The sequence below is a fragment of the Affinirhizobium straminoryzae genome (assembly GCF_007004135.1).
Lineage (GTDB): Bacteria > Pseudomonadota > Alphaproteobacteria > Rhizobiales > Rhizobiaceae > Neorhizobium > Neorhizobium straminoryzae.
In genome coordinates this window covers 1-18,952 of sequence record NZ_VJMG01000114.1, presented here as the reverse complement: position 1 = coordinate 18,952, position 18,952 = coordinate 1, and the positions used below count along the sequence as shown (strand labels likewise).

Annotated in this window: 24 protein-coding genes; 16 read left to right on the top strand and 8 right to left on the bottom strand. The window is 61.6% G+C overall.

Going from position 1 to position 18,952, the window contains the following annotated elements; all coding sequences use genetic code 11:
- Positions 1-7 precede the first annotated feature (7 nt).
- The 8 genes from rpmD to rplQ all read left to right on the top strand — a co-directional run bounded on the left by rpmD (position 8) and on the right by rplQ (position 5,652).
- Positions 8-205, top strand: a complete 198-nt coding sequence (gene rpmD, locus FNA46_RS25390; protein ID WP_143128028.1) for a 50S ribosomal protein L30 — start codon at positions 8-10, stop codon at positions 203-205.
- A gap of 16 nt (positions 206-221) precedes the next feature.
- On the top strand, positions 222-695 hold the full coding sequence (gene rplO, locus FNA46_RS25385; protein WP_143128027.1) for a 50S ribosomal protein L15: 474 nt from the start codon (positions 222-224) through the stop codon (positions 693-695).
- A gap of 232 nt (positions 696-927) precedes the next feature.
- The gene (gene secY / locus FNA46_RS25380) at positions 928-2,268 is read left to right on the top strand and encodes a preprotein translocase subunit SecY (RefSeq protein WP_143128026.1); all 1,341 of its coding nucleotides are present in this window, start codon (positions 928-930) and stop codon (positions 2,266-2,268) included.
- Complete coding sequence (locus FNA46_RS25375) at positions 2,265-2,855, top strand: adenylate kinase (protein WP_143128025.1); 591 nt, start codon at positions 2,265-2,267, stop codon at positions 2,853-2,855. Before secY ends, FNA46_RS25375 begins: the two co-directional genes overlap by 4 nt.
- Positions 2,856-3,098: 243 nt before the next feature.
- The gene (gene rpsM / locus FNA46_RS25370; RefSeq protein ID WP_143128024.1) at positions 3,099-3,467 is read left to right on the top strand and encodes a 30S ribosomal protein S13; all 369 of its coding nucleotides are present in this window, start codon (positions 3,099-3,101) and stop codon (positions 3,465-3,467) included.
- 130 nt (positions 3,468-3,597) lie between these two features.
- Positions 3,598-3,987 carry a 30S ribosomal protein S11 gene (gene rpsK / locus FNA46_RS25365; protein WP_007766864.1) on the top strand — a complete coding sequence of 130 codons (390 nt, stop codon included), beginning with the start codon at positions 3,598-3,600 and terminating at the stop codon, positions 3,985-3,987.
- A 184-nt stretch (positions 3,988-4,171) separates the two neighbouring features.
- The gene (locus FNA46_RS25360; protein ID WP_143128023.1) at positions 4,172-5,182 is read left to right on the top strand and encodes a DNA-directed RNA polymerase subunit alpha; all 1,011 of its coding nucleotides are present in this window, start codon (positions 4,172-4,174) and stop codon (positions 5,180-5,182) included.
- A gap of 44 nt (positions 5,183-5,226) precedes the next feature.
- Complete coding sequence (gene rplQ, locus FNA46_RS25355; RefSeq protein ID WP_143128022.1) at positions 5,227-5,652, top strand: 50S ribosomal protein L17; 426 nt, start codon at positions 5,227-5,229, stop codon at positions 5,650-5,652.
- 96 nt (positions 5,653-5,748) lie between these two features.
- Here rplQ and FNA46_RS25350 read toward each other — a convergent pair whose 3' ends face one another.
- The gene (locus FNA46_RS25350; RefSeq protein WP_246103386.1) at positions 5,749-6,570 is read right to left on the bottom strand and encodes a DUF817 domain-containing protein; all 822 of its coding nucleotides are present in this window, start codon (positions 6,568-6,570) and stop codon (positions 5,749-5,751) included.
- A 100-nt stretch (positions 6,571-6,670) separates the two neighbouring features.
- Between FNA46_RS25350 and FNA46_RS25345 the strand changes: the two genes are divergently transcribed.
- On the top strand, positions 6,671-7,081 hold the full coding sequence (locus tag FNA46_RS25345; protein ID WP_143128020.1) for a ribosomal maturation YjgA family protein: 411 nt from the start codon (positions 6,671-6,673) through the stop codon (positions 7,079-7,081).
- On the opposite strand, the gene msrQ is transcribed toward FNA46_RS25345, so the two are convergent.
- Both msrQ and msrP read right to left on the bottom strand, forming a co-directional pair.
- Entirely contained in the window at positions 7,067-7,696 is a 630-nt protein-coding gene (gene msrQ, locus FNA46_RS25340; protein WP_143128019.1) for a protein-methionine-sulfoxide reductase heme-binding subunit MsrQ, read from the bottom strand. The genes FNA46_RS25345 and msrQ overlap by 15 nt on opposite strands.
- 2 nt (positions 7,697-7,698) lie before the next feature.
- Positions 7,699-8,646, bottom strand: a complete 948-nt coding sequence (gene msrP, locus FNA46_RS25335) for a protein-methionine-sulfoxide reductase catalytic subunit MsrP (protein ID WP_143128018.1) — start codon at positions 8,644-8,646, stop codon at positions 7,699-7,701.
- Between the two features lie 262 nt (positions 8,647-8,908).
- Between msrP and ilvD the strand changes: the two genes are divergently transcribed.
- On the top strand, positions 8,909-10,744 hold the full coding sequence (gene ilvD / locus FNA46_RS25330) for a dihydroxy-acid dehydratase (protein ID WP_143128017.1): 1,836 nt from the start codon (positions 8,909-8,911) through the stop codon (positions 10,742-10,744).
- A gap of 69 nt (positions 10,745-10,813) precedes the next feature.
- Here the strand turns inward: ilvD and FNA46_RS25325 are convergent, their stop codons facing one another.
- Positions 10,814-11,176, bottom strand: a complete 363-nt coding sequence (locus FNA46_RS25325; RefSeq protein WP_143128016.1) for a lysozyme inhibitor LprI family protein — start codon at positions 11,174-11,176, stop codon at positions 10,814-10,816.
- Positions 11,177-11,202: 26 nt separating this feature from the next.
- The gene (locus FNA46_RS25320) at positions 11,203-11,607 is read right to left on the bottom strand and encodes a YkvA family protein (protein WP_143128015.1); all 405 of its coding nucleotides are present in this window, start codon (positions 11,605-11,607) and stop codon (positions 11,203-11,205) included.
- A gap of 91 nt (positions 11,608-11,698) precedes the next feature.
- On the opposite strand from FNA46_RS25320, the gene FNA46_RS25315 reads away from it, so the two are divergent.
- Together FNA46_RS25315 and FNA46_RS25310 are read left to right on the top strand one after the other, a co-directional pair.
- The gene (locus tag FNA46_RS25315; protein ID WP_143128014.1) at positions 11,699-13,099 is read left to right on the top strand and encodes a DegQ family serine endoprotease; all 1,401 of its coding nucleotides are present in this window, start codon (positions 11,699-11,701) and stop codon (positions 13,097-13,099) included.
- Positions 13,096-14,412: a replication-associated recombination protein A gene (locus tag FNA46_RS25310; protein WP_143128013.1), complete on the top strand. Its 1,317-nt coding sequence runs from the start codon at positions 13,096-13,098 to the stop codon at positions 14,410-14,412. Before FNA46_RS25315 ends, FNA46_RS25310 begins: the two co-directional genes overlap by 4 nt.
- A gap of 3 nt (positions 14,413-14,415) precedes the next feature.
- Here the strand turns inward: FNA46_RS25310 and FNA46_RS25305 are convergent, their stop codons facing one another.
- Entirely contained in the window at positions 14,416-14,739 is a 324-nt protein-coding gene (locus tag FNA46_RS25305) for a DUF1883 domain-containing protein (protein WP_143128012.1), read from the bottom strand.
- 400 nt (positions 14,740-15,139) lie between these two features.
- Here FNA46_RS25305 and FNA46_RS25300 point away from each other — a divergent pair, with 400 nt between their 5' ends.
- From FNA46_RS25300 to FNA46_RS25285, 4 genes are all read left to right on the top strand, one after another.
- Positions 15,140-15,472: a hypothetical protein gene (locus FNA46_RS25300; RefSeq protein WP_143128011.1), complete on the top strand. Its 333-nt coding sequence runs from the start codon at positions 15,140-15,142 to the stop codon at positions 15,470-15,472.
- Between the two features lie 76 nt (positions 15,473-15,548).
- Positions 15,549-15,938, top strand: coding sequence for a c-type cytochrome (locus FNA46_RS25295; RefSeq protein ID WP_143128010.1), 390 nt, complete (start codon positions 15,549-15,551; stop codon positions 15,936-15,938).
- 230 nt (positions 15,939-16,168) lie between these two features.
- Complete coding sequence (locus FNA46_RS25290; protein ID WP_143128009.1) at positions 16,169-16,801, top strand: outer membrane protein; 633 nt, start codon at positions 16,169-16,171, stop codon at positions 16,799-16,801.
- Between the two features lie 118 nt (positions 16,802-16,919).
- Entirely contained in the window at positions 16,920-17,732 is an 813-nt protein-coding gene (locus FNA46_RS25285) for an SDR family oxidoreductase (RefSeq protein ID WP_143128008.1), read from the top strand.
- Positions 17,733-17,754: 22 nt separating this feature from the next.
- Here FNA46_RS25285 and FNA46_RS25280 read toward each other — a convergent pair whose 3' ends face one another.
- Complete coding sequence (locus tag FNA46_RS25280; RefSeq protein ID WP_143128007.1) at positions 17,755-18,039, bottom strand: GIY-YIG nuclease family protein; 285 nt, start codon at positions 18,037-18,039, stop codon at positions 17,755-17,757.
- 370 nt (positions 18,040-18,409) lie between these two features.
- Positions 18,410-18,952 (bottom strand): hypothetical protein (locus FNA46_RS26245; RefSeq protein ID WP_185969998.1); only part of this gene is annotated, 543 nt, incomplete at its 5' end.

Sequence of the window (18,952 nt, the reverse complement as noted above, 5' to 3'; positions counted from 1 at the left end):
CTTAACGATGGCCAACGAATCCAAGAAGACGGTCACGGTCGAACAGATCGGTAGCCCCATTCGCCGGCCTGCTGTTCAGCGTCAGACGCTGATCGGTCTCGGCCTCAACAAGATGCACCGTGTCAGCACGCTGGAAGATACGCCTTCCGTTCGTGGCATGATCCGGGCTGTCCAGCATCTCGTTCGCGTCGTCGACGAGAAGTGAGACGGGAGTTAAGATCATGAAGCTCAACGAAATCAAAGATAACGAAGGCGCCACCAAGGACCGTATCCGCGTTGGTCGCGGTATCGGCTCCGGCAAGGGCAAGACCGGCGGTCGCGGCGTGAAGGGTCAGAAGGCTCGTTCGGGCGTCGCCATCAACGGCTTCGAGGGCGGCCAGATGCCGATCTATCGTCGCCTGCCGAAGCGCGGCTTCAACAACATCTTCAAGTCCGACTTCGTCACGGTATCGCTCGGCCGCATCCAGGCCGCCATCGACGCCAAGAAGCTCGACGCATCGGCAACGATCGATGCCGCAGCGCTCAAGGCTGCCGGCGTGATCCGTCGCCCGAAGGATGGTGTTCGCGTTCTCGCCGACGGCGAACTGACCGCGAAGGTTTCGATCGATGTTGCCGGCGCCTCCAAGGCTGCCGTCGAAAAGATCGAAAAGGCCGGCGGTTCGATCAAGCTGCCGGAAGTGGCAGCCGCCGAATAATCTGATAGAGAATCGCCCGGAGTGCTTCACTTCGGGCGATTTTGCTCCCATATGTGAGCCTCACGCGCCTTGGCCGCTTCGGCGGGGGACCCGGGCGATCGCGGAAAATGGGGTGGGGCATAAGGTTGCGTGGCAGCCCTCGGTCTCCCGGTTTTCTGAACCTGAATGTGGACTGCTTTCCGGGCCAGGCCGTATGCACAGTGCCGCCGGAATTGGTCAGGCGGAGAAATGCATGGCTTCTGCAGCTGAACAACTGGCCTCCAACCTTAACTTTTCGACTTTTTCGAAGGCAACCGAGCTCAAGAAGCGCCTGTGGTTCACGCTGGCCGCTCTTCTCGTTTATCGCCTCGGGACTCATATTCCGCTTCCGGGCCTGAACCCCGAAGCCTATGCACAGGCTTTCCGCGGCCAGGCCGGCGGTATCCTCGGCCTCTTCAACATGTTTGCCGGCGGCGCCGTGCAGCGCATGGCGATCTTCGCGCTCGGCATCATGCCGTATATTTCGGCGTCGATCATCGTGCAGCTGATGACCTCCGTCGTGCCCTCGCTCGAAAACCTGAAGAAGGAAGGCGAGGCGGGCCGCAAGATCATCAACCAGTACACCCGTTACGGCACCGTGCTGCTCGGCACGTTCCAGGCCTATGCGATCGCGGTCGGCCTCGAGAGCGGCAATGGCATTGTGGTCGATCCGGGCTGGTTCTTCCGCATTTCCACCGTCGTCACGCTGCTCGGCGGCACGATGTTCCTGATGTGGCTCGGCGAGCAGATCACCTCGCGCGGCATCGGCAACGGCATTTCGCTGATCATCTTCGCGGGTATTGCCGCGGGCCTGCCGACGGCGCTGGCCGGAACGCTGGAACTCGGCCGCACCGGCGCCCTGTCGACGGCACTGATTCTGACTGTTGTCGTGATCGCCATCCTGGTGATCGCGCTGATCGTCTTCGTCGAGCGCGCCCAGCGCCGGCTTCTGATCCAGTATCCGAAGCGCCAGGTCGGCAACCGCATGTTCCAGGGCGATACCTCGCATCTTCCGTTGAAGCTGAACACCGCGGGCGTCATTCCGGCCATCTTTGCCTCGTCACTGCTGCTTCTGCCTGCAACGGCGGCCGGTTTTGCCGGTAACCAGAACCTGCCGGCCTGGGCAACGGCCATCATTGCCTCGCTGCAGCATGGCCAGCCGCTGTTCATGCTGTTCTACGGCGCGCTGATTGCCTTCTTCGCCTTCTTCTATACGGCCATCGTCTTCAACCCGAAGGATACTGCCGACAATCTGAAGAAGCATGGCGGCTTCATTCCGGGCATTCGTCCAGGCGAGCGGACGGCCGAATACATCGACTACGTGCTGACCCGAATCACGGTGATCGGCGCCATCTATCTCGTCTTTGTCTGTATTCTTCCGGAAACGCTGATCGCGCGGACGGGTATCCCATTAGCCCTTGGTGGTACTTCGCTTTTGATCGTTGTCAGTGTTACCCTCGATACGGTCGCACAGATCCAGGGGCACCTCATCGCACAGCAGTATGAGGGCCTGATCAAGAAGTCCAAGCTGCGTGGAGGAAAGAGGGGACGATGAGACTGATTTTTTTGGGGCCGCCGGGCGCGGGTAAGGGGACCCAGGCAAAGCGCTTGACGGACAAGTTCGGCATTCCGCAGCTTTCCACCGGCGACATGCTGCGTGCGGCGGTGAGTGCTGGTACGGAGATCGGCAAGCGCGCCAAGGCCGTGATGGATGCCGGCGGTCTCGTGTCCGACGACATCGTCAACCAGATCGTATCCGAACGTATCGCGAGCGCGGATTGCAGCAAGGGGTTCATCCTGGACGGCTATCCCCGCACCGTTCCGCAGGCCAAGGCGCTGGCCGAGAACATGGCGGCGATGAATCTCCGTCTCGATGCCGTGATCGAATTGAAGGTGGACGAGGAAGCCCTCATTCGCCGAATCGAATCGCGCGTTGCCGAAACGCTGGCGGCTGGCGGCACGGTCCGTTCCGATGACAACCCGGAATCGTTTCGCAAGCGTCTCGCCGAGTATCGTGAAAAGACGGCGCCGCTTTCGGCCTACTACAGTGAGCAGGGCGAGCTTGTCGTGCTCGATGGCATGGCGGACGTCGACGCGGTGACACGGTCGATCGAAACGGCCCTGGAGAAGGCCTCCGCCTGAGGGCGGAGGCCGTTCCGGTTGAAGAATCTTGGCGGGGCCGGTTGCTTTTCAGGGCCGATTCCGCTAAACACCGCGCCAACTCGCGACATTGACCAGCGATCGGCGCGGATCATCCAGAAGGATATCCGGTTCCGGTCGCTTTTGACTTGTCTCGGATGATATTGAACTGGCGGCCGCATGAGGCTGCTCTCATGGAAGAAGTACCACTTGCCGGATGGCAACTGGAACGCAAGGAGAATAGGCGTGGCACGTATTGCTGGCGTCAACATCCCGACTGCGAAGCGCGTTGTTATCGCGCTGACCTACATTCACGGGATCGGCCCCAAATTCGCTCAGGAAATCATCGAGAAGGTCGGTATCCCGGCTGATCGTCGCGTTCACCAGCTGACCGACGCGGAAATCCTCTCGATTCGCGAAACCATCGATCGTGACTATCAGGTCGAAGGTGATCTGCGTCGCGAAACCGCGATGAACATCAAGCGTCTGATGGACCTCGGCTGCTACCGCGGCCTGCGTCATCGTCGCGGCCTCCCGGTTCGCGGTCAGCGCACGCACACCAACGCCCGCACCCGCAAGGGTCCGGCGAAGGCTATTGCCGGCAAGAAGAAGTAATCTCCGGTTCGTCCGGGATGGGGAGGCCGGCGGTCTGCCGCTGGCCTCTTTTTGAGTTTGGGGTGTCCTTGCGATGCCTCGGTGGAGCCGCTGGTGTTACGGCGGTGACGATATCAACGAAAGGAAGACCATGGCCAAGGAAGCCACACGCGTCCGCCGTCGCGAACGCAAGAACATCACGTCGGGCGTTGCCCACGTCAACTCGACGTTCAACAACACCATGATCACCATCACCGACGCGCAGGGCAATGCGATTGCCTGGTCGTCTGCTGGTGCCAAGGGTTTCAAGGGTTCGCGCAAGTCGACCCCGTTCGCTGCCCAGATCGCTGCTGAAGACTGCGCCAAGAAGGCTCAGGAACACGGCATGAAGTCTCTCGAAGTCGAAGTTTGCGGTCCGGGTTCCGGCCGTGAATCGGCTCTGCGCGCCCTCCAGGCTGCCGGCTTCATGATCACCTCCATCCGCGACGTGACGCCGATCCCGCACAACGGTTGCCGTCCGCGCAAGAAGCGCCGCGTCTGATGCGTCTTCGGCGGCGGTGTGGTTTGCCATGCTGCCCCGGTTCGAATTCCGGTAACGCCGCCTTATCTCGATTTTCGAGGTATGGCGGCTTTGCCGTAACGCCAAGGCAGGCTTCTCTCCCTGGCGCTTCTCATGCTCGGTTGTCACGATTGGATAGTGGCAGCGAACGGAAGGTTTGAAACACATGATCCAGAAGAACTGGCAGGAACTGATCAAGCCGAACAAGGTGGAATTCACCTCGTCGGGTCGCACGAAGGCCACGCTCGTTGCCGAACCGCTGGAACGCGGCTTCGGTCTGACGCTGGGCAACGCGCTTCGCCGCGTTCTCCTGTCGTCGCTGCGCGGTGCTGCCGTGACGGCGGTCCAGATCGACGGCGTTCTGCACGAATTCTCCTCCATCCCCGGCGTACGCGAGGATGTGACGGACATCGTGCTGAACATTAAGGAAATCGCCATCAAGATGGATGGTGACGATGCCAAGCGCATGGTCGTGCGCAAGCAGGGTCCTGGTTCGGTAACCGCTGGAGACATCCAGACGGTTGGCGATATCGAGATCCTCAACCCCGACCACGTGATCTGCACCCTCGATGAGGGCGCGGAGATCCGCATGGAGTTCACGGTCAACAACGGCAAGGGCTATGTTCCGGCCGAACGTAACCGTGCAGAGGATGCCCCGATCGGTCTCATCCCGGTCGACAGCCTTTATTCTCCGGTCAAGAAGGTGTCCTACAAGGTGGAAAACACCCGCGAAGGACAGGTTCTCGACTACGACAAGCTGACCATGACCATCGAAACCGATGGCTCGGTCACGGGCGAGGACGCCGTGGCGTTTGCCGCTCGCATTCTTCAGGACCAGCTGTCGGTCTTCGTCAACTTCGACGAGCCGCAGAAGGAAGCCGAAGAAGAGTCGGTTACCGAACTTGCGTTCAACCCGGCCCTTCTGAAGAAGGTGGACGAACTGGAACTTTCCGTCCGTTCGGCCAACTGCCTGAAGAACGACAACATCGTCTATATCGGCGACCTCATCCAGAAGACCGAGGCGGAAATGCTGCGCACGCCGAACTTCGGTCGCAAGTCGCTGAACGAGATCAAGGAAGTTCTCGCATCCATGGGCCTGCACCTCGGGATGGAAGTCCCGGCCTGGCCGCCCGAGAATATCGAAGACCTCGCCAAGCGCTACGAAGACCAGTACTAACCATTAAACTGCAGGCGAATGCCTGCAAGTAAAGGAGACCCGAGATGCGCCACCAGAATTCCGGCCGCAAGCTCAACCGCACCGCCAGCCACCGCAAGGCAATGTTTGCCAACATGGCTGCTTCGCTCATCACGCATGAGCAGATCGTCACGACCCTGCCGAAGGCGAAGGACCTGCGTCCGATCGTCGAGAAGCTGGTCACCCTCGGCAAGCGCGGCGACCTGCACGCTCGTCGTCAGGCCATTTCGCAGATCAAGGATGTCGACGCCGTTCGCAAGCTGTTCGACGCCATCGCCACCCGTTACGCCAGCCGTAACGGCGGCTACCTGCGCATCATGAAGGCCGGCTTCCGCCAGGGCGACAATGCCGCTCTCGCCGTCATCGAGTTCGTCGAGCGCGACGTCAACGCCAAGGGCGCCGCCGACAAGGCTCGCGTTGCCGCTGAAGCAGAAGCTGCCGAAGCCGCGTAAGTCATTCCCGCAAGGGATGTTGTGATTGGAAGGCCGGGCGAGAGATCGCCCGGCCTTTTCTGTTGTCTGCGGCTCTCCACCAAGGTCCGGTTGCGGTCACTTCGGGATGTGGATCGTCCGGCAGATATGCTTGAGCGAGGCGACGATGGTGAAGGTCATGATCACCAGCAGCGTCCACGAACTCCATTTGCCAAGATGCACGGTGGACCAGGCGCCGAGCTGGTTCGGATAGTGCCAGACTGCGAAGAAGGTCGAGATATTCTCCGCCAGCCAAACGAAGAAGCCGATCAGGATGAAGGCCAGCAGTATTGGCATGCGTCGATCCCGGTCGTAAGGGCGGAAGATCACGGTGGCGCGCGCATAAAGACCAATGGCGAGCGCTGCCAGATACCACCGGTAGTCGCCGACATAGTGGTGGGTGAAGAAGTTGAGATAAATGGCGAGCGCGACCAGCGTGGCCATCCAGTAGGGCGGATGATGCTCGATACGTATGTCCAGGATGCGCCACGCCTGAATGATGTAGCTGCCGACGGCGGCATACATGAAGCCGGAAAACAGGGGAACGCCAAGCAGCTTGGTATAGGCGAAATCCGGATAGGACCAGGACTGGATGGCGCCCGAGGTCTTGAAGGCTTCCAGCACGAAACCGACCACATGGAAAAGGCATATGGCCTTCAGTTCATCCAGGGTCTCGAGCTTCGCCCAAATCATCCAGGCCTGGATCGATACGGCGATGATCAGCAGGAGATCGTAGCGGGGGATGCCCAGCAGACCGGCGCGTGGCATGAGGAAGATCGATACGAAGAACAGCCCGGCAAACAGGCAGGCCCTTGCCTCCTTGATGCCGAACAGCAGGAATTCGACGGCAAAACGGCGGATACCCGCCAGCGACGGATCCGCGCGCCTTCGCATCAACATCGCGTCGAATGTCTGCAGGAGGCCGCTCTGTTCCGGGATTGCTGTCTGCATCTTGGCCCGCCATTCTTGTTTTTCCGTCGATCCCCATTACAGAGGCGGCATGGACAAATTCAAGGCAGGCTACATTCCGATTGCACGCCGGGCGTCGCTCACCCTTCTGGTCATCGTCTGCGGGCTTGTGCTGCGTCTGACCGGTTATGAGCTGGGCCTGCCGTATTTGCTTGTCAAATATGGCGGTTCGCTGCTGTGGGGCATGATGGTTTTCTGGCTGGTCGGCGCACTGCTGTTTCGCCAGCCGATTGCCATCCTAGTGGTCTTCGCCGCCGCCATTGCCGTGCTGACGGAGTTCAGCCGGCTTTACCACACGCCATGGCTGGATGCGTTCCGACTGACGCTGGCCGGCGCCCTCATCCTCGGACGCATCTTTTCCTGGGCCAATATCCTTGCCTATCTGCTGGGTATCGTTCTGGCGGCAGCCATCGAGCGGCGCCTGCTGTCAGCGGGCAAGTAAGCGCCGTCCCCGCTTCCAGTCCATGATGCGGGGCCGCACCACCCGGTAGCCCACCAGCGCGGTGACGATGGCGAGATAGATCACGGGCTCCAGCGTGATCGACTTGATCGACAGCACGTAATGCAGCACGGCGGCGAGAAGGATGGGATAGGCGAGCTTGTGAAGCGTGTTCCAGCGGCTACCAAGTTTTCTGATCGACCAGCGGTTGGAGGTGAGCGCCAGCGGGATCAGCATCAGCAGTCCGGCCATGCCGAGCATGATATAGGGGCGCTTCAGGATGTCGCCGAGGATCGAGGAGAGGATAAGCCCGCGGTCGAGCGTCAGGTAGACCGCGAAATGGGCGAGCACGTAATAGAAGGCGATCAGCCCGAGCGCCCGGCGATAGGCAATGAGGTTGGTGCCGAAGAGATCGCGCAGGGGCGTGACGGCGAGGCCCAGACAGAGGAAACGCAGCGCCCAGAAGCCCAGCCGGTGCTCGAACTCCCGCACCGGATCGGCGCCGAGCCCGCCATAGATGCCGAGATAGAAGGCGTAGAAGCCCGGGAGAAGCCCGAGCGCATACAGCGCCCAGACCGAGGCAGCGCGATAGCGCGGCGGAACGGCAAAAGTCGCCATGGTCAGTAGAACTTTCTCAGATCCATGCCGGCATAGAGGCCGGCCACCTGGTCGGCATAGCCGTTGAAGGGCAGGGTGTTCATCCGCGCTCCGCCGAACAGGCCGCTTGCCTCACCGATGCGCCGCTCGGTCGCCTGGCTCCAGCGCGGATGATCGACGGCCGGATTGACATTGGCATAGAAGCCATATTCCTGCGGTGCCAGCCTGTTCCAGGTGCTCGGCGGCTCCTTCTCGGTCAGCGTGATCTTGACGATCGACTTGATGCCCTTGAAGCCATATTTCCAGGGCGTGACGAGCCGTATCGGCGCGCCGTTCTGGTTCGGCAGGGTTTCACCGTAAAGACCGGTGGCGAGCAATGTCAGCGGATGGCGGGCCTCATCGAGACGAAGACCCTCGACATAGGGCCAGTCCAGCGGCTGGAAGAAGCCGCTCTGGCCGGGCATTTCCTTGGGCCTGACGACGGTTTCAAAAGCCACATATTTCGCGCTGCCGAGCGGTTCGACACGGTCGAGCAGGGCAGAGAGGGGAAATCCGATCCAGGGGATCACCATCGACCAGGCTTCCACGCAGCGCATGCGGTAGATGCGCTCTTCCATCGGGAAATCCTTGAGGATCGTCTCCATGTCGATGGTCTGCGGCTTGTTGACGAGGCCGCCGACCGTGATCGTCCAGGGCAGGGGTTTAAAGGCCGCGGAATTCTGCGCCGGATCGGCCTTGCCCGTGCCGAACTCGTAGAAATTGTTGTAGGTCGTTGCGTCCTGCTTCGAGGTGACCTTCTCGTCCACCCGGTAGGCGCTCGGCTTGGCGGAAAGCGGACTCGCCCATGCGCTTTCGGTCGCGGTCAGGGCAATCGCTGCGGCCGCGCCCCCCAGCAGATGGCGTCGGGACAGATAGAGATCCTTCGGCGTGATTTCCGAGGCGGCAATGCGGGGCGGTCTGTAGAGCGGCATGGATCAGTCTCCTGTGCCAGGGGCAAATGGCGTGATGGTGGATACAGGTATATTTACGAACCCATCAGGCCTTTAGTTTCACCGCCACCGGTCAAAATCAAACCCACGTTCACGTGATCGCCGTGTGGCCGGCAACCGTACCGCTTTGGCCTGTCGTGATAGTGACACCCGCAGGCGATTGCGGTAGAAAAAACGGAAAAATCCGGGTGTTTTGGGCATCGCAATGCCGGCACCCGACCATCAGCGATCCGAGGATAACACCATGCCTGCTTACCGTTCCAGAACGACGACTCACGGCCGCAACATGGCGGGCGCGCGCGGTCTGTGGCGCGCCACGGGCATGAAGGACAGCGATTTCGGCAAGCCGATCATTGCCGTGGTCAATTCCTTCACGCAGTTCGTGCCGGGCCACGTCCACCTGAAGGATCTCGGCCAGCTTGTGGCGCGCGAGATCGAGGCGGCCGGCGGCGTGGCCAAGGAATTCAACACGATCGCCGTGGATGACGGCATCGCCATGGGCCATGACGGCATGCTCTATTCGCTGCCGTCGCGCGAAATCATCGCGGACTCCGTCGAGTACATGGTCAATGCGCATTGCGCCGATGCGATGGTCTGCATTTCCAACTGCGACAAGATCACGCCCGGCATGCTGAATGCCGCCATGCGCCTCAACATCCCCGCCGTCTTCGTGTCCGGCGGCCCGATGGAGGCCGGCAAGGTGGTGCTGCATGGCAAGACCGTGGCGCTCGATCTCGTCGATGCCATGGTGGCTGCCGCCGACGACAAGGTGTCGGACGAGGACGTGAAGGTCATCGAACGCTCGGCCTGTCCGACCTGCGGTTCGTGCTCCGGCATGTTCACCGCCAATTCCATGAACTGTCTGACGGAAGCGCTCGGGCTTTCGCTGCCCGGCAACGGCTCGACGCTTGCCACCCATTCGGACCGCAAGCGCCTGTTCGTGGAAGCCGGCCATCTGATCGTCGATCTCGCCCGCCGCTACTACGAGCAGGAAGACGAGGGCGTTCTGCCGCGGTCGATCGCCACCAAGCAGGCCTTCGAGAATGCCATGGCGCTCGACATCGCGATGGGCGGTTCCACCAACACGGTTCTGCATATCCTCGCTGCGGCCCATGAAGGCGGCGTGGATTTCACCATGGACGATATCGACCGCCTGTCGCGCAAGGTGCCCTGCCTCTCCAAGGTCGCACCTGCCAAGCAGGACGTGCATATGGAAGACGTTCATCGCGCCGGTGGCATCATGCGCATTCTCGGCGAACTGGAACGTGGCGGCCTGCTGAATACCGATTGCAAGACGGTGCATGAGGCAACGCTCGGCGACGCCATCAACCGCTGGGACATCACCCGCACCAATTCGGAAACGGTTCGTACCTTCTTCAAGGCTGCGCCCGGCGGCGTGCCGACGCAGGTGGCCTTCTCGCAATCCTCGCGCTGGGACGACCTGGACACCGACAGCGAAAAGGGCGTGATCCGCTCGGTTGAAAAGCCCTTCTCCAAGGACGGGGGTCTCGCGGTGCTCTATGGCAACATTGCGCTCGATGGCTGCATCGTGAAGACGGCCGGCGTGGACGAATCGATCCTGAAATTCACGGGCCCGGCCAAGGTCTATGAAAGTCAGGATGCGGCCGTGAAGGCGATCCTCGGCAACGAGGTCGTGGCTGGCGATGTCGTCGTCATCCGCTACGAAGGCCCGAAGGGCGGCCCCGGCATGCAGGAAATGCTCTATCCGACCAGTTACCTCAAGTCGAAGGGCCTCGGAAAGGCCTGCGCGCTGATCACGGACGGTCGCTTCTCCGGCGGCACTTCCGGTCTTTCGATCGGCCATGCCTCGCCGGAAGCGGCCAACGGCGGCGCGATCGGCCTCGTCCAGAACGGCGACCTGATCGAGATCGACATTCCGAACCGTACGATCAACCTCAAGATCACCGAGTCGGAACTGGCAGCCCGTCGCACCGAGCAGGACAAGCTCGGCTGGAAGCCTGCGCAGCCGCGCAAGCGCAACGTCACAACGGCGCTGAAGGCCTATGCCGCCTTCGCATCGAGCGCCGACAAGGGCGCCGTGCGCATCCTGCCGGAATAAGGTTCTACCCCGCCACACAGTCCCCGCGGTCCGTGGCCGCGGGGATTTTTTGTGTTTGCCTCAGCGAGATCAGAGCGGCTTGATCAGTGTGCGATAAGCCTCGTCCAGTTCCTTCAGTCGCGCCTCGTAGCTCTGGCGAAGGCAGGCCTGATCCCCGCCGCAGGCCTGACGGGTCTTCAGCCAGTTGACCTGTCCCTCACGCAGGATATCGCGATTGCCCATCGGCACCAGTCCGACCAGCAGGTCGAAGGTCGTGACCATCTTCACATCGAGATCGTTCAGGCTGCGCTCGGCGCAGATTTCCTTTTCATCGGCAGCGAGGTCGGTCTTTGTGCAGTCGAAGCTGGCGGCGGATGCCACGCGAGGCGACATCAGCGGCGTGATGGCCACAAGCGTGGCGGTGAGCGAGAGAAACAGGATGATGCGTTTCATGCGTCGGGTCTCCGTATGGGACAAGACTACGGCGCAGCGGCAAAATGGTTCCAGGCAAGCCATCCGAAGCCACCTGCGATCATGGTCCAGAGCGTCAGCACGAAAAGCAGTCCCGCAGGGCTTTGCGGGCGCTCACGCTCCAGCGCAAGGTCGCGCAACTCTGTCATCAGGCCGGCCGGGATGAGCCGGATGGCCAGCAGAATGCCGAGCGGAACAATCACCAGATCATCCACGGCACCGAGCACCGGAATGAAATCCGGAATGAGGTCGACGGGGGAAAGCGCATAGGCGGCCACCGTGCCTGCCACGAGCTTGGCGATCAGCGGGACGCGGGAATCACCCGCCGCCAGCCACAGCGCCACGACATCGCGCTTGATGACGTGCGCCCAATGCCGTGCGCTTGCCATCACTTTCCCGATCTGCTGCAACATGGGTCTGCCCCATTTCTCCATTTTCGGCCATCTTTCCTTTCTAGCGTGCCGCGCTACAAGTCCTTGTTCTCGCAAACCCAAGAGGAATCACATGCTGAGCCTGCCCAAACGCGCTTCTCTCTGTCTGTTGGGTCTCGCCCTGCTGCTCCCGCTTCCGGCGCTGGCCCAGGAAAAGACCGTGCCGCAGAGCCGCACGGACATGCAGATGTCCTTTGCGCCGCTCGTAAAGCGCACCGCGGGGGCTGTCGTCAATGTCTATGCCGAGCGCGTTGTGCAGCGAACCAACCCCTTTGCCGGCGACCCCTTCTTCGAACAGTTTTTTGGCCAGCGCATGCCGAACCGTTCTGAAAAGCAGTCGTCGCTGGGCTCCGGCGTCATCGTTTCGCACAATGGCCTGGTCGTCACCAACAACCACGTGATCGAAGGCGCCGACGACATCAAGATTGCGCTCGCCGATGGGCGCGAATTTCCCTGCGAGGTGCTGCTGAAGGATGACAGCGTGGATCTCGCCGTGCTGAAGATCAAGGCGCGCGAGGATTTCCCGGTGCTCGCCATCGGCAATTCCGATGCGGTTGAGGTGGGCGATCTGGTGCTTGCCATCGGCAACCCCTTCGGCGTCGGGCAGACGGTGACGAGCGGCATTGTCTCGGCGCTTGCACGCACGCAGGTGACGGACGGCGATGTCGGCTTCTTCATCCAGACGGATGCCTCGATCAATCCCGGCAACTCCGGCGGCGCGCTGATGAACATGAACGGCGACCTGATCGGCATCAACACGGCGATCTTTTCGCGCGGTGGCGGGTCGAACGGCATCGGCTTTGCCATCCCGGCCAATCTTGTAAAGGTGTTCCTGGCGGCTGCCGAGGACGGCAAGAAGAGTTTTGAGCGGCCTTACGTCGGCGCGACCTTCCAGCCGGTGACGTCGGAGGTCGCGGAAGCCCTTGGCCTGAAGGCGGCGCGCGGCGCGCTGGTGGTTGCCGTCACCCGTGGCAGCCCGGCCGAGAAAGCGGGCCTGAAACCCGGCGAGGTGGTCACCGCCGCCAACGGTATTGCGGTGGAGCATCCCGATGCGCTGGCCTATCGCCTGACCACCGCCGGCCTTGGCGGCACCGCGCGTCTCACCGTCGAGGAGGGCGGCCATTCGCGCCAGATGGAACTCGCTCTGGGCACCGCGCCGGAGACCGTGCCGCGTGACGAACGCCTGATCGATGGCCGCAACCCCTTCGCCGGCAGCCGCATCGCCAATCTTTCGCCGAAGGTCGCGACCGAACTCCACATGCCTTCCGACAAGACCGGCGTCGTTATCGTGGATGTGGCGCGTGGTTCGCCGGCTGCCCGCCTCGGCTTCCAGCCGGGCGACATTCTGGTCGCCGTCAATGGCGATGCGGTCTCCTCCACCAAGGTGATGGAGGGGATGGTCAAGGATAATCCCAGCGTCTGGCGCGTCGAGATCGAGCGCGGCGGGCAGCGCATCCGTCAGTTCTTCCGATGAGCAATGATCTGTTCTCCCCGCGCATTCCGGAGGCGGTCGCCAGCCGGCGACCGCTCGCTGATCGTCTGCGCCCGACCTCGCTCTCCGAGGTGACGGGCCAGCCGCATCTGACTGGGGAGGATGGCATTTTGCGACGGATGATCGCCGCCGGCTCGCTGGGATCGATGATCTTCTGGGGCCCCCCCGGCACCGGCAAGACGACGGTGGCGCGGCTTCTCTCGGGCGAGGCGGGGCTCGCCTTCGAGCAGATCTCGGCGATTTTTTCTGGCGTGGCGGATCTCAAGAAGGTGTTCGAGGCGGCCCGCCTGCGCCGCATGGACGGCCGCCAGACGCTGCTGTTCGTCGACGAGATCCATCGCTTCAACCGCGCCCAGCAGGACAGTTTTCTGCCGGTGATGGAGGATGGCACGGTCATTCTGGTGGGGGCCACTACGGAGAACCCGAGCTTCGAACTGAATGCCGCTCTCTTGTCGCGGGCGCGTGTCCTCACCTTCCGTTCGCATGACGAGGAGAGCCTGCAGGAATTGCTGGCACGCGCCGAGCAGGTAGAGCAGAAGCCGCTGCCGCTGACGGCGGAGGCGCGGGCGAGCCTGATCCGCATGGCTGACGGCGACGGGCGCGCGGTGCTGACACTGGCCGAGGAAGTGTGGCGTGCGGCACGGGAAGGGGAGGTGTTCGACACGGAAGGCCTGACCCGCATCGTGCAGCGCCGGGCGCCGGTCTACGACAAGGCGCAGGACGGTCACTACAATCTGATCTCCGCGCTGCACAAATCGGTGCGCGGCTCCGATCCGGATGCGGCGCTCTATTATCTCGCCCGCATGTTCGATGCCGGCGAGGACCCGCTCTATATCGGCCGTCGGCTGGTGCGGATGGCGGTTGAGGATATCGGCCTTGCCGATCCGCAGGCGCTGGTCATCTGCAATGCCGCCAAGGATGCCTATGACTATCTGGGCTCGCCGGAGGGCGAACTGGCGCTGGCTCAGGCCTGCGTGTATCTGGCGACGGCGCCGAAATCCAACGGCGTCTATACGGCCTTCAAGGCAGCGATGCGGGCAGCCAAAGAACATGGCTCGCTTCTGCCGCCGAAGCATATTCTCAACGCGCCGACCAAGCTGATGAAGGGCGAGGGATACGGCGACGGCTATCTCTACGATCACGACCAGCCGGATGCCTTTTCCGGCCAGGACTATTTTCCGGAGAAACTCGGCCGACAGACCTTTTACGATCCGCCGGAGCGCGGCTTCGAGCGGGAGATCCGCAAGCGGCTGGACTGGTGGGCGAAACTCCGCCGCGAGCGTAGCGGCGGCTGAGGTTCAGGACGCCTTCTGCTGGCGCGATGCCGGAATGCTGCCGGCCGGTGGAAGCACCAGCTTCACGGCAGCATCGGCCAGACCGTGATGCCCCTCGCCATCAACGATCACGTGCCAGTGGCCGTTTTCAGGAATGGCCAGCCGGATCGGCGACTTCTTGGCGACACCGCCCGCAAACTTGAAATCCAGCCGTTCGGTGAAGCGCTGGAAGTTCACCGCCGTCATCAGCCGCACATTGTTGACGGCCGAAAGCGTCACCTCCACCACCGTTCCCGCGCGCTGCTGCTTCAGGTCGAAATGGGTGAAGCGGAAAGCCGGACCGGCCATTTTCTCCTCCTTGAAATGCAAGACAGTGGCGGAGATTAGGGACGGGACGTTAATGTTTGGTGGAACCAACAGGGCGGCAAGTCGTTGGAAGGGGGAGACGGAAGGGTTCCCCTGCCACTTCCGTGCCCAAAGGCGGCGACGACCCCATCAGCCGCCCGATAACAAGAGAAGATCTCCAGTCGTCGACTTGAGCCCCATCCGTTTCCCCTGCCGGATGGGGTTCTTCTTGTGCCGGTCACAGGGCATTCCCGGCAATTGCAGTTCCCGTTCAAGCACTTCTCGCGGATTTTTGAATCGGATGCCGAAGCCGTTGATTCAAACTGTGAAGGCAGATCGGCACCGTTCTGCTATGACGATCAGGAGCAACAGCCTGCGGGGGCAGGCTTCAGGGGCGGGTTTCATGTATGGCGATATCAAGCAGATTCTGAGGGATGGAACCGGCATTGGTCCGGAGGGTCTGCATGTGCTTCTGGCGACCTTTCTGTTCATCGTGCTGGCCGCCCTTCTGCGGCGGCCGATGGTGGCGCTGGGCGTGGTAGTGCTGCTGCAGGCGCTGAACGAAGTGCTCGATGTGCTTGACGATCGCGCGGCTGGCCTGCCGACGGACGGACTCGGCGTCGTGTCGGATACCGTCTGGTCGCTGATCGTGCCGGTGCCGCTTGCCATTGCGCTCAGGCTTTACCAGCAGCACCGGCGCCAGATGCGACGGCGGCGGCATTATCGGCGGCGCTGACCTTTTGCACCTGAACCCTGTTGTCGGATGGTCACGCCGGGGCTGCCTTGCGCCTGCGGATCGGCTAGAAGAGAGCATGCTCCAGTTCATCTTTCGCCTGCCGCTTCTCTGCCTCATCCTGCTGCTCCTCGGGACAGGCTCCCTTGCGGCCGCCGATCTTGCCAAGGGGCGGGCAACCTTTCGCTCATCCTGTGCGTCCTGCCATGCAGTGGACAATGACAGCAACGGCTTTGGGCCTTATCTGAAGGGCGTGGTCGGCCGGCCGGCCGCCAGCGTCGCCGGCTATAATTATTCGGCGGCGATGCAGCAGGCGGGGCGCAATGGACTGGTCTGGGACGAGGAGAGGCTGGCGGCCTTTCTTTCCAGTCCCTCCAAGGCGGTTCCCGGCACGCGCATGCGCTTCTTCGGCTTCTGGTTCTCCTCCCAGATCGAGGACGTGATTGCCTACCTGAAAGCCAATCCCTGAATTTTTTACCGTCTAAGACGCTGATTTTTCTCTGTATTCGCGAAGGTGATGCGGTATCTTCCGCTCAGTTAATGAAGTGTTTATGGATTCATGAAAAAACTCTTCACCGGGTGTGATGGTGCCAGCGCGGTGAGAAGGGCCGGGCTTGGGGCACAGACGCGGTTTCTGTCGCACCACAGGATGTTTCGCCTGCGCATCCTCCGCCTGCAGGCTGTGTTTGGAGTTTTGACATGATCAAGAAGCCGTTCGCCCTGGCGCTTTTTGCCGCCCTGTCCACATCGGTTCTGTCGACGGTCGCTTTTGCCGCCGACCTCGCTGGCAGCTACGCGCCGCCGCCAGCCTATAACAGCGCGCCCGTTTCCAACTGGTCCGGCGCCTATGCCGGTATCCATGGCGGTTTTGCCGCCCCGAAGCTCGATCCGTTCAACAACAGCGGCCTCGCGATCGGCGGTCAGGCCGGCTACAACGTCGATATCGGCGGTGGCGTGATCGGCGGTGAAGTCGAGGGCTCCTATCTCGGCGATTCCCAGGTGAAGGTGAATGGCGGCGAACTGAAGGAACGTCATCGTCTGGCCGCCAAGGTCAAGGCAGGTGTGCCGCTGGGCGATACGCTGGTATACGGCACCACGGGTCTTGCCATGACCAATTTCCGCGACAGCGGCAGCGTTTCCGGACCGGACGGCTGGAAGCCGGGCTGGATCCTCGGTGCAGGCGTCGAACAGAAGCTGAACCAGAACCTGTCGGCCCGCGTGGAATACAACTACACGGCCACCAACAACGTTCGCAGCTTCGACAATGGCGTGGGCTCCGAAAAGGATCTGCACGACCACACCGTCAAGGCCGGCATCAACTATCACTTCTGATCCACCGCGCATTGATGCCGTTGCGGCTCTCCCGACCCCGGGGGAGCCGTTTTGCATTTGCCGGGGCACCGCGCTATCAGTTCCGGTGAGGAACAGGATGGCGGGAGGAGACCGGCGGATGAGCAGGATTGACGGGAAGATTGCGGTTGTCACGGGCGGCACGCAGGGGCTGGGTGCGGCCGTGGCCGAGCGGCTGGCTGAAGCCGGTGCGGCCGGCATCGTGATTGTCGGGCGCGGCGCGGAAAAGGGGCAGGCGGTGGCCCGGCGGATTTCTGCGGCAACCGGCGTGCGGGTGGAACTGGTGACGACCGATCTCGCCCAGATCGGGGCCGTACGAACCGTCATCCCGGCCACTGACCGACTGTTCGGCCGCGTCGATATTCTTGTCAATGCCGCAGGCCTTACCGATCGCGGCAATATCCTCAACACCACGCCGGAGCTGTTCGATCGCATGTTTGCGGTGAACACGCGGGCCCCCTTCTTCCTTCTGCAGGATGCGGCAAAGGTGATGATCCGCGAGGGGGCCGAGGGCCGGGTGGTCAATATCGGCTCGATGTCGAGCCTTGCCGGCCAGCCCTTTCTTGCACCCTATTCCGCCTCCAAGGGGGCGCTTGCGACGCTGACGCGCAACGCCGCCTTCTCGCTGATGCGCCACCGCATCCATGTGAACCAGCTGGATATCGGCTGGATGAACTCCGACCACGAGCGCAAGCTCATCCTGTCGGAAACCGGCGATCCCGATTTCATCGATCGCAAGGCCGCCGAAAAGCCCTTCGGCCGCATTCTCGACCCGAAGGAAGTGGCCCGCGCCGTGCTGTGGATGGCGTCTGACGAGAGCGGCATGATGACGGGGGCGGTGATCCCCTTCGACCAGTCGGTGTATGGCGGCTATGACGATGCGCCGGTGCCGGTGGGGAAGCTGGAGGGGTGAGGGGATTTTTTTGGGGCTTGCCTCACCAGAGTTCGGGATAGAGATCTCGCCAATCGGGGTTCATGCTTTCGATCAACTGGATCTTCCATTTCCGGTACCAGCGCTTCAGTGACTTTTCGCGCTGGATCGCCGTCTCGATCCGGTCATGCTCTTCGTACCAGACCAGCATTCGGCAACCGTATTTCGCGGCAAATCCCTCGTTGAGGCCTTCGCGATGTTCCCAGATCCGGCGCGCGATGTCCGACGTCACACCGATATAGAGCGTGCCGTTCCGTTGATTGGTGACGATGTAGACATAACCCCTCATGCGTGCAGCATGCTTGGCAGTGGATCCTCGGGTCAAGCCCGAGGATGACGGAGCGGGGAGGCGTTGGCGCATATCGCAGGCCCGGTGTCTGTAGTGACGACAATATGGGGGCGTGCGTAGACGCAGGCTCTCTCCGTCAGTTGAGCCGACACTCTTGCACCTATCGTTGCGGTTCTTTGGGCCAGACGCCCCACTTGGTCGTCATCCTCGGGCTTGACCCGAGGATCCATATTTCCGCTGCACTCCCGGCCAACAAGCTCCCGGCTGGGAATTCTGGATTTCGAGTACTAACTTGAATTTAGGAGCAGGCGGTTTGGTCCGGCTTGATTGATTTCGGTTTTCGGCACTGAGCAGACTCAAGCGTCTGAACCTATTCGCTTTTCAGCACCGAAGTCAGGATCTCACGCGCCAAGAGGAACTTCCGTGTTTCGTCAGGGCAGACATCTGCGGCAGAAACGCCAAAGATGCTGGCATACGCGTCGACACATGCGTCTGTCACGCACCACACCAAATGGGCGAGATCCCTGTAAGTGTTGATATAGAGCGTTTCGTTCACGTGAGGTCCGGTGTGGAACATCTTTCCATCGTGATGCGCGATGACCGACGTCGATGAGGGATGAGCGCCATAGTCGCAAAACAACCGAAATCGTTGGTCTAAAAACGCCCGTTTTTCGCTGTTCTGTAACTCCGGTCTCCTTCTGAGCGCTGCGACGCCGTATTCGTTGGACTGTTTTCTCCCTTGCAACTTTCTCCATCTACGCAACTCATCGGGCGAGCTTGCAAATAAAAGCGCAAGGATTCCGATTTCGGATAGATCTCTGAGAAGGCTTGCCGCTTGTACAAAGTATCCGCAATCGAGAAGTTTCGTCGCTGCGCCTACGTCATTTATGATCCTGACCTGCTCCCCTGATTG

Coding starts and splice junctions, on each gene's coding strand:
- rpmD (WP_143128028.1), top strand. CDS start 8: ATGGCCAACGAATCCAAGAAGACGGTCACGGTCGAACAGATCGGTAGC.
- rplO (WP_143128027.1), top strand. CDS start 222: ATGAAGCTCAACGAAATCAAAGATAACGAAGGCGCCACCAAGGACCGT.
- secY (WP_143128026.1), top strand. CDS start 928: ATGGCTTCTGCAGCTGAACAACTGGCCTCCAACCTTAACTTTTCGACT.
- FNA46_RS25375 (WP_143128025.1), top strand. CDS start 2,265: ATGAGACTGATTTTTTTGGGGCCGCCGGGCGCGGGTAAGGGGACCCAG.
- rpsK (WP_007766864.1), top strand. CDS start 3,598: ATGGCCAAGGAAGCCACACGCGTCCGCCGTCGCGAACGCAAGAACATC.
- FNA46_RS25360 (WP_143128023.1), top strand. CDS start 4,172: ATGATCCAGAAGAACTGGCAGGAACTGATCAAGCCGAACAAGGTGGAA.
- rplQ (WP_143128022.1), top strand. CDS start 5,227: ATGCGCCACCAGAATTCCGGCCGCAAGCTCAACCGCACCGCCAGCCAC.
- FNA46_RS25350 (WP_246103386.1), bottom strand. CDS start 6,570: ATGTTGATGCGAAGGCGCGCGGATCCGTCGCTGGCGGGTATCCGCCGT.
- FNA46_RS25345 (WP_143128020.1), top strand. CDS start 6,671: ATGGACAAATTCAAGGCAGGCTACATTCCGATTGCACGCCGGGCGTCG.
- msrQ (WP_143128019.1), bottom strand. CDS start 7,696: ATGGCGACTTTTGCCGTTCCGCCGCGCTATCGCGCTGCCTCGGTCTGG.
- msrP (WP_143128018.1), bottom strand. CDS start 8,646: ATGCCGCTCTACAGACCGCCCCGCATTGCCGCCTCGGAAATCACGCCG.
- ilvD (WP_143128017.1), top strand. CDS start 8,909: ATGCCTGCTTACCGTTCCAGAACGACGACTCACGGCCGCAACATGGCG.
- FNA46_RS25325 (WP_143128016.1), bottom strand. CDS start 11,176: ATGAAACGCATCATCCTGTTTCTCTCGCTCACCGCCACGCTTGTGGCC.
- FNA46_RS25320 (WP_143128015.1), bottom strand. CDS start 11,607: ATGTTGCAGCAGATCGGGAAAGTGATGGCAAGCGCACGGCATTGGGCG.
- FNA46_RS25315 (WP_143128014.1), top strand. CDS start 11,699: ATGCTGAGCCTGCCCAAACGCGCTTCTCTCTGTCTGTTGGGTCTCGCC.
- FNA46_RS25310 (WP_143128013.1), top strand. CDS start 13,096: ATGAGCAATGATCTGTTCTCCCCGCGCATTCCGGAGGCGGTCGCCAGC.
- FNA46_RS25305 (WP_143128012.1), bottom strand. CDS start 14,739: ATGGCCGGTCCGGCTTTCCGCTTCACCCATTTCGACCTGAAGCAGCAG.
- FNA46_RS25300 (WP_143128011.1), top strand. CDS start 15,140: ATGTATGGCGATATCAAGCAGATTCTGAGGGATGGAACCGGCATTGGT.
- FNA46_RS25295 (WP_143128010.1), top strand. CDS start 15,549: ATGCTCCAGTTCATCTTTCGCCTGCCGCTTCTCTGCCTCATCCTGCTG.
- FNA46_RS25290 (WP_143128009.1), top strand. CDS start 16,169: ATGATCAAGAAGCCGTTCGCCCTGGCGCTTTTTGCCGCCCTGTCCACA.
- FNA46_RS25285 (WP_143128008.1), top strand. CDS start 16,920: ATGAGCAGGATTGACGGGAAGATTGCGGTTGTCACGGGCGGCACGCAG.
- FNA46_RS25280 (WP_143128007.1), bottom strand. CDS start 18,039: ATGAGGGGTTATGTCTACATCGTCACCAATCAACGGAACGGCACGCTC.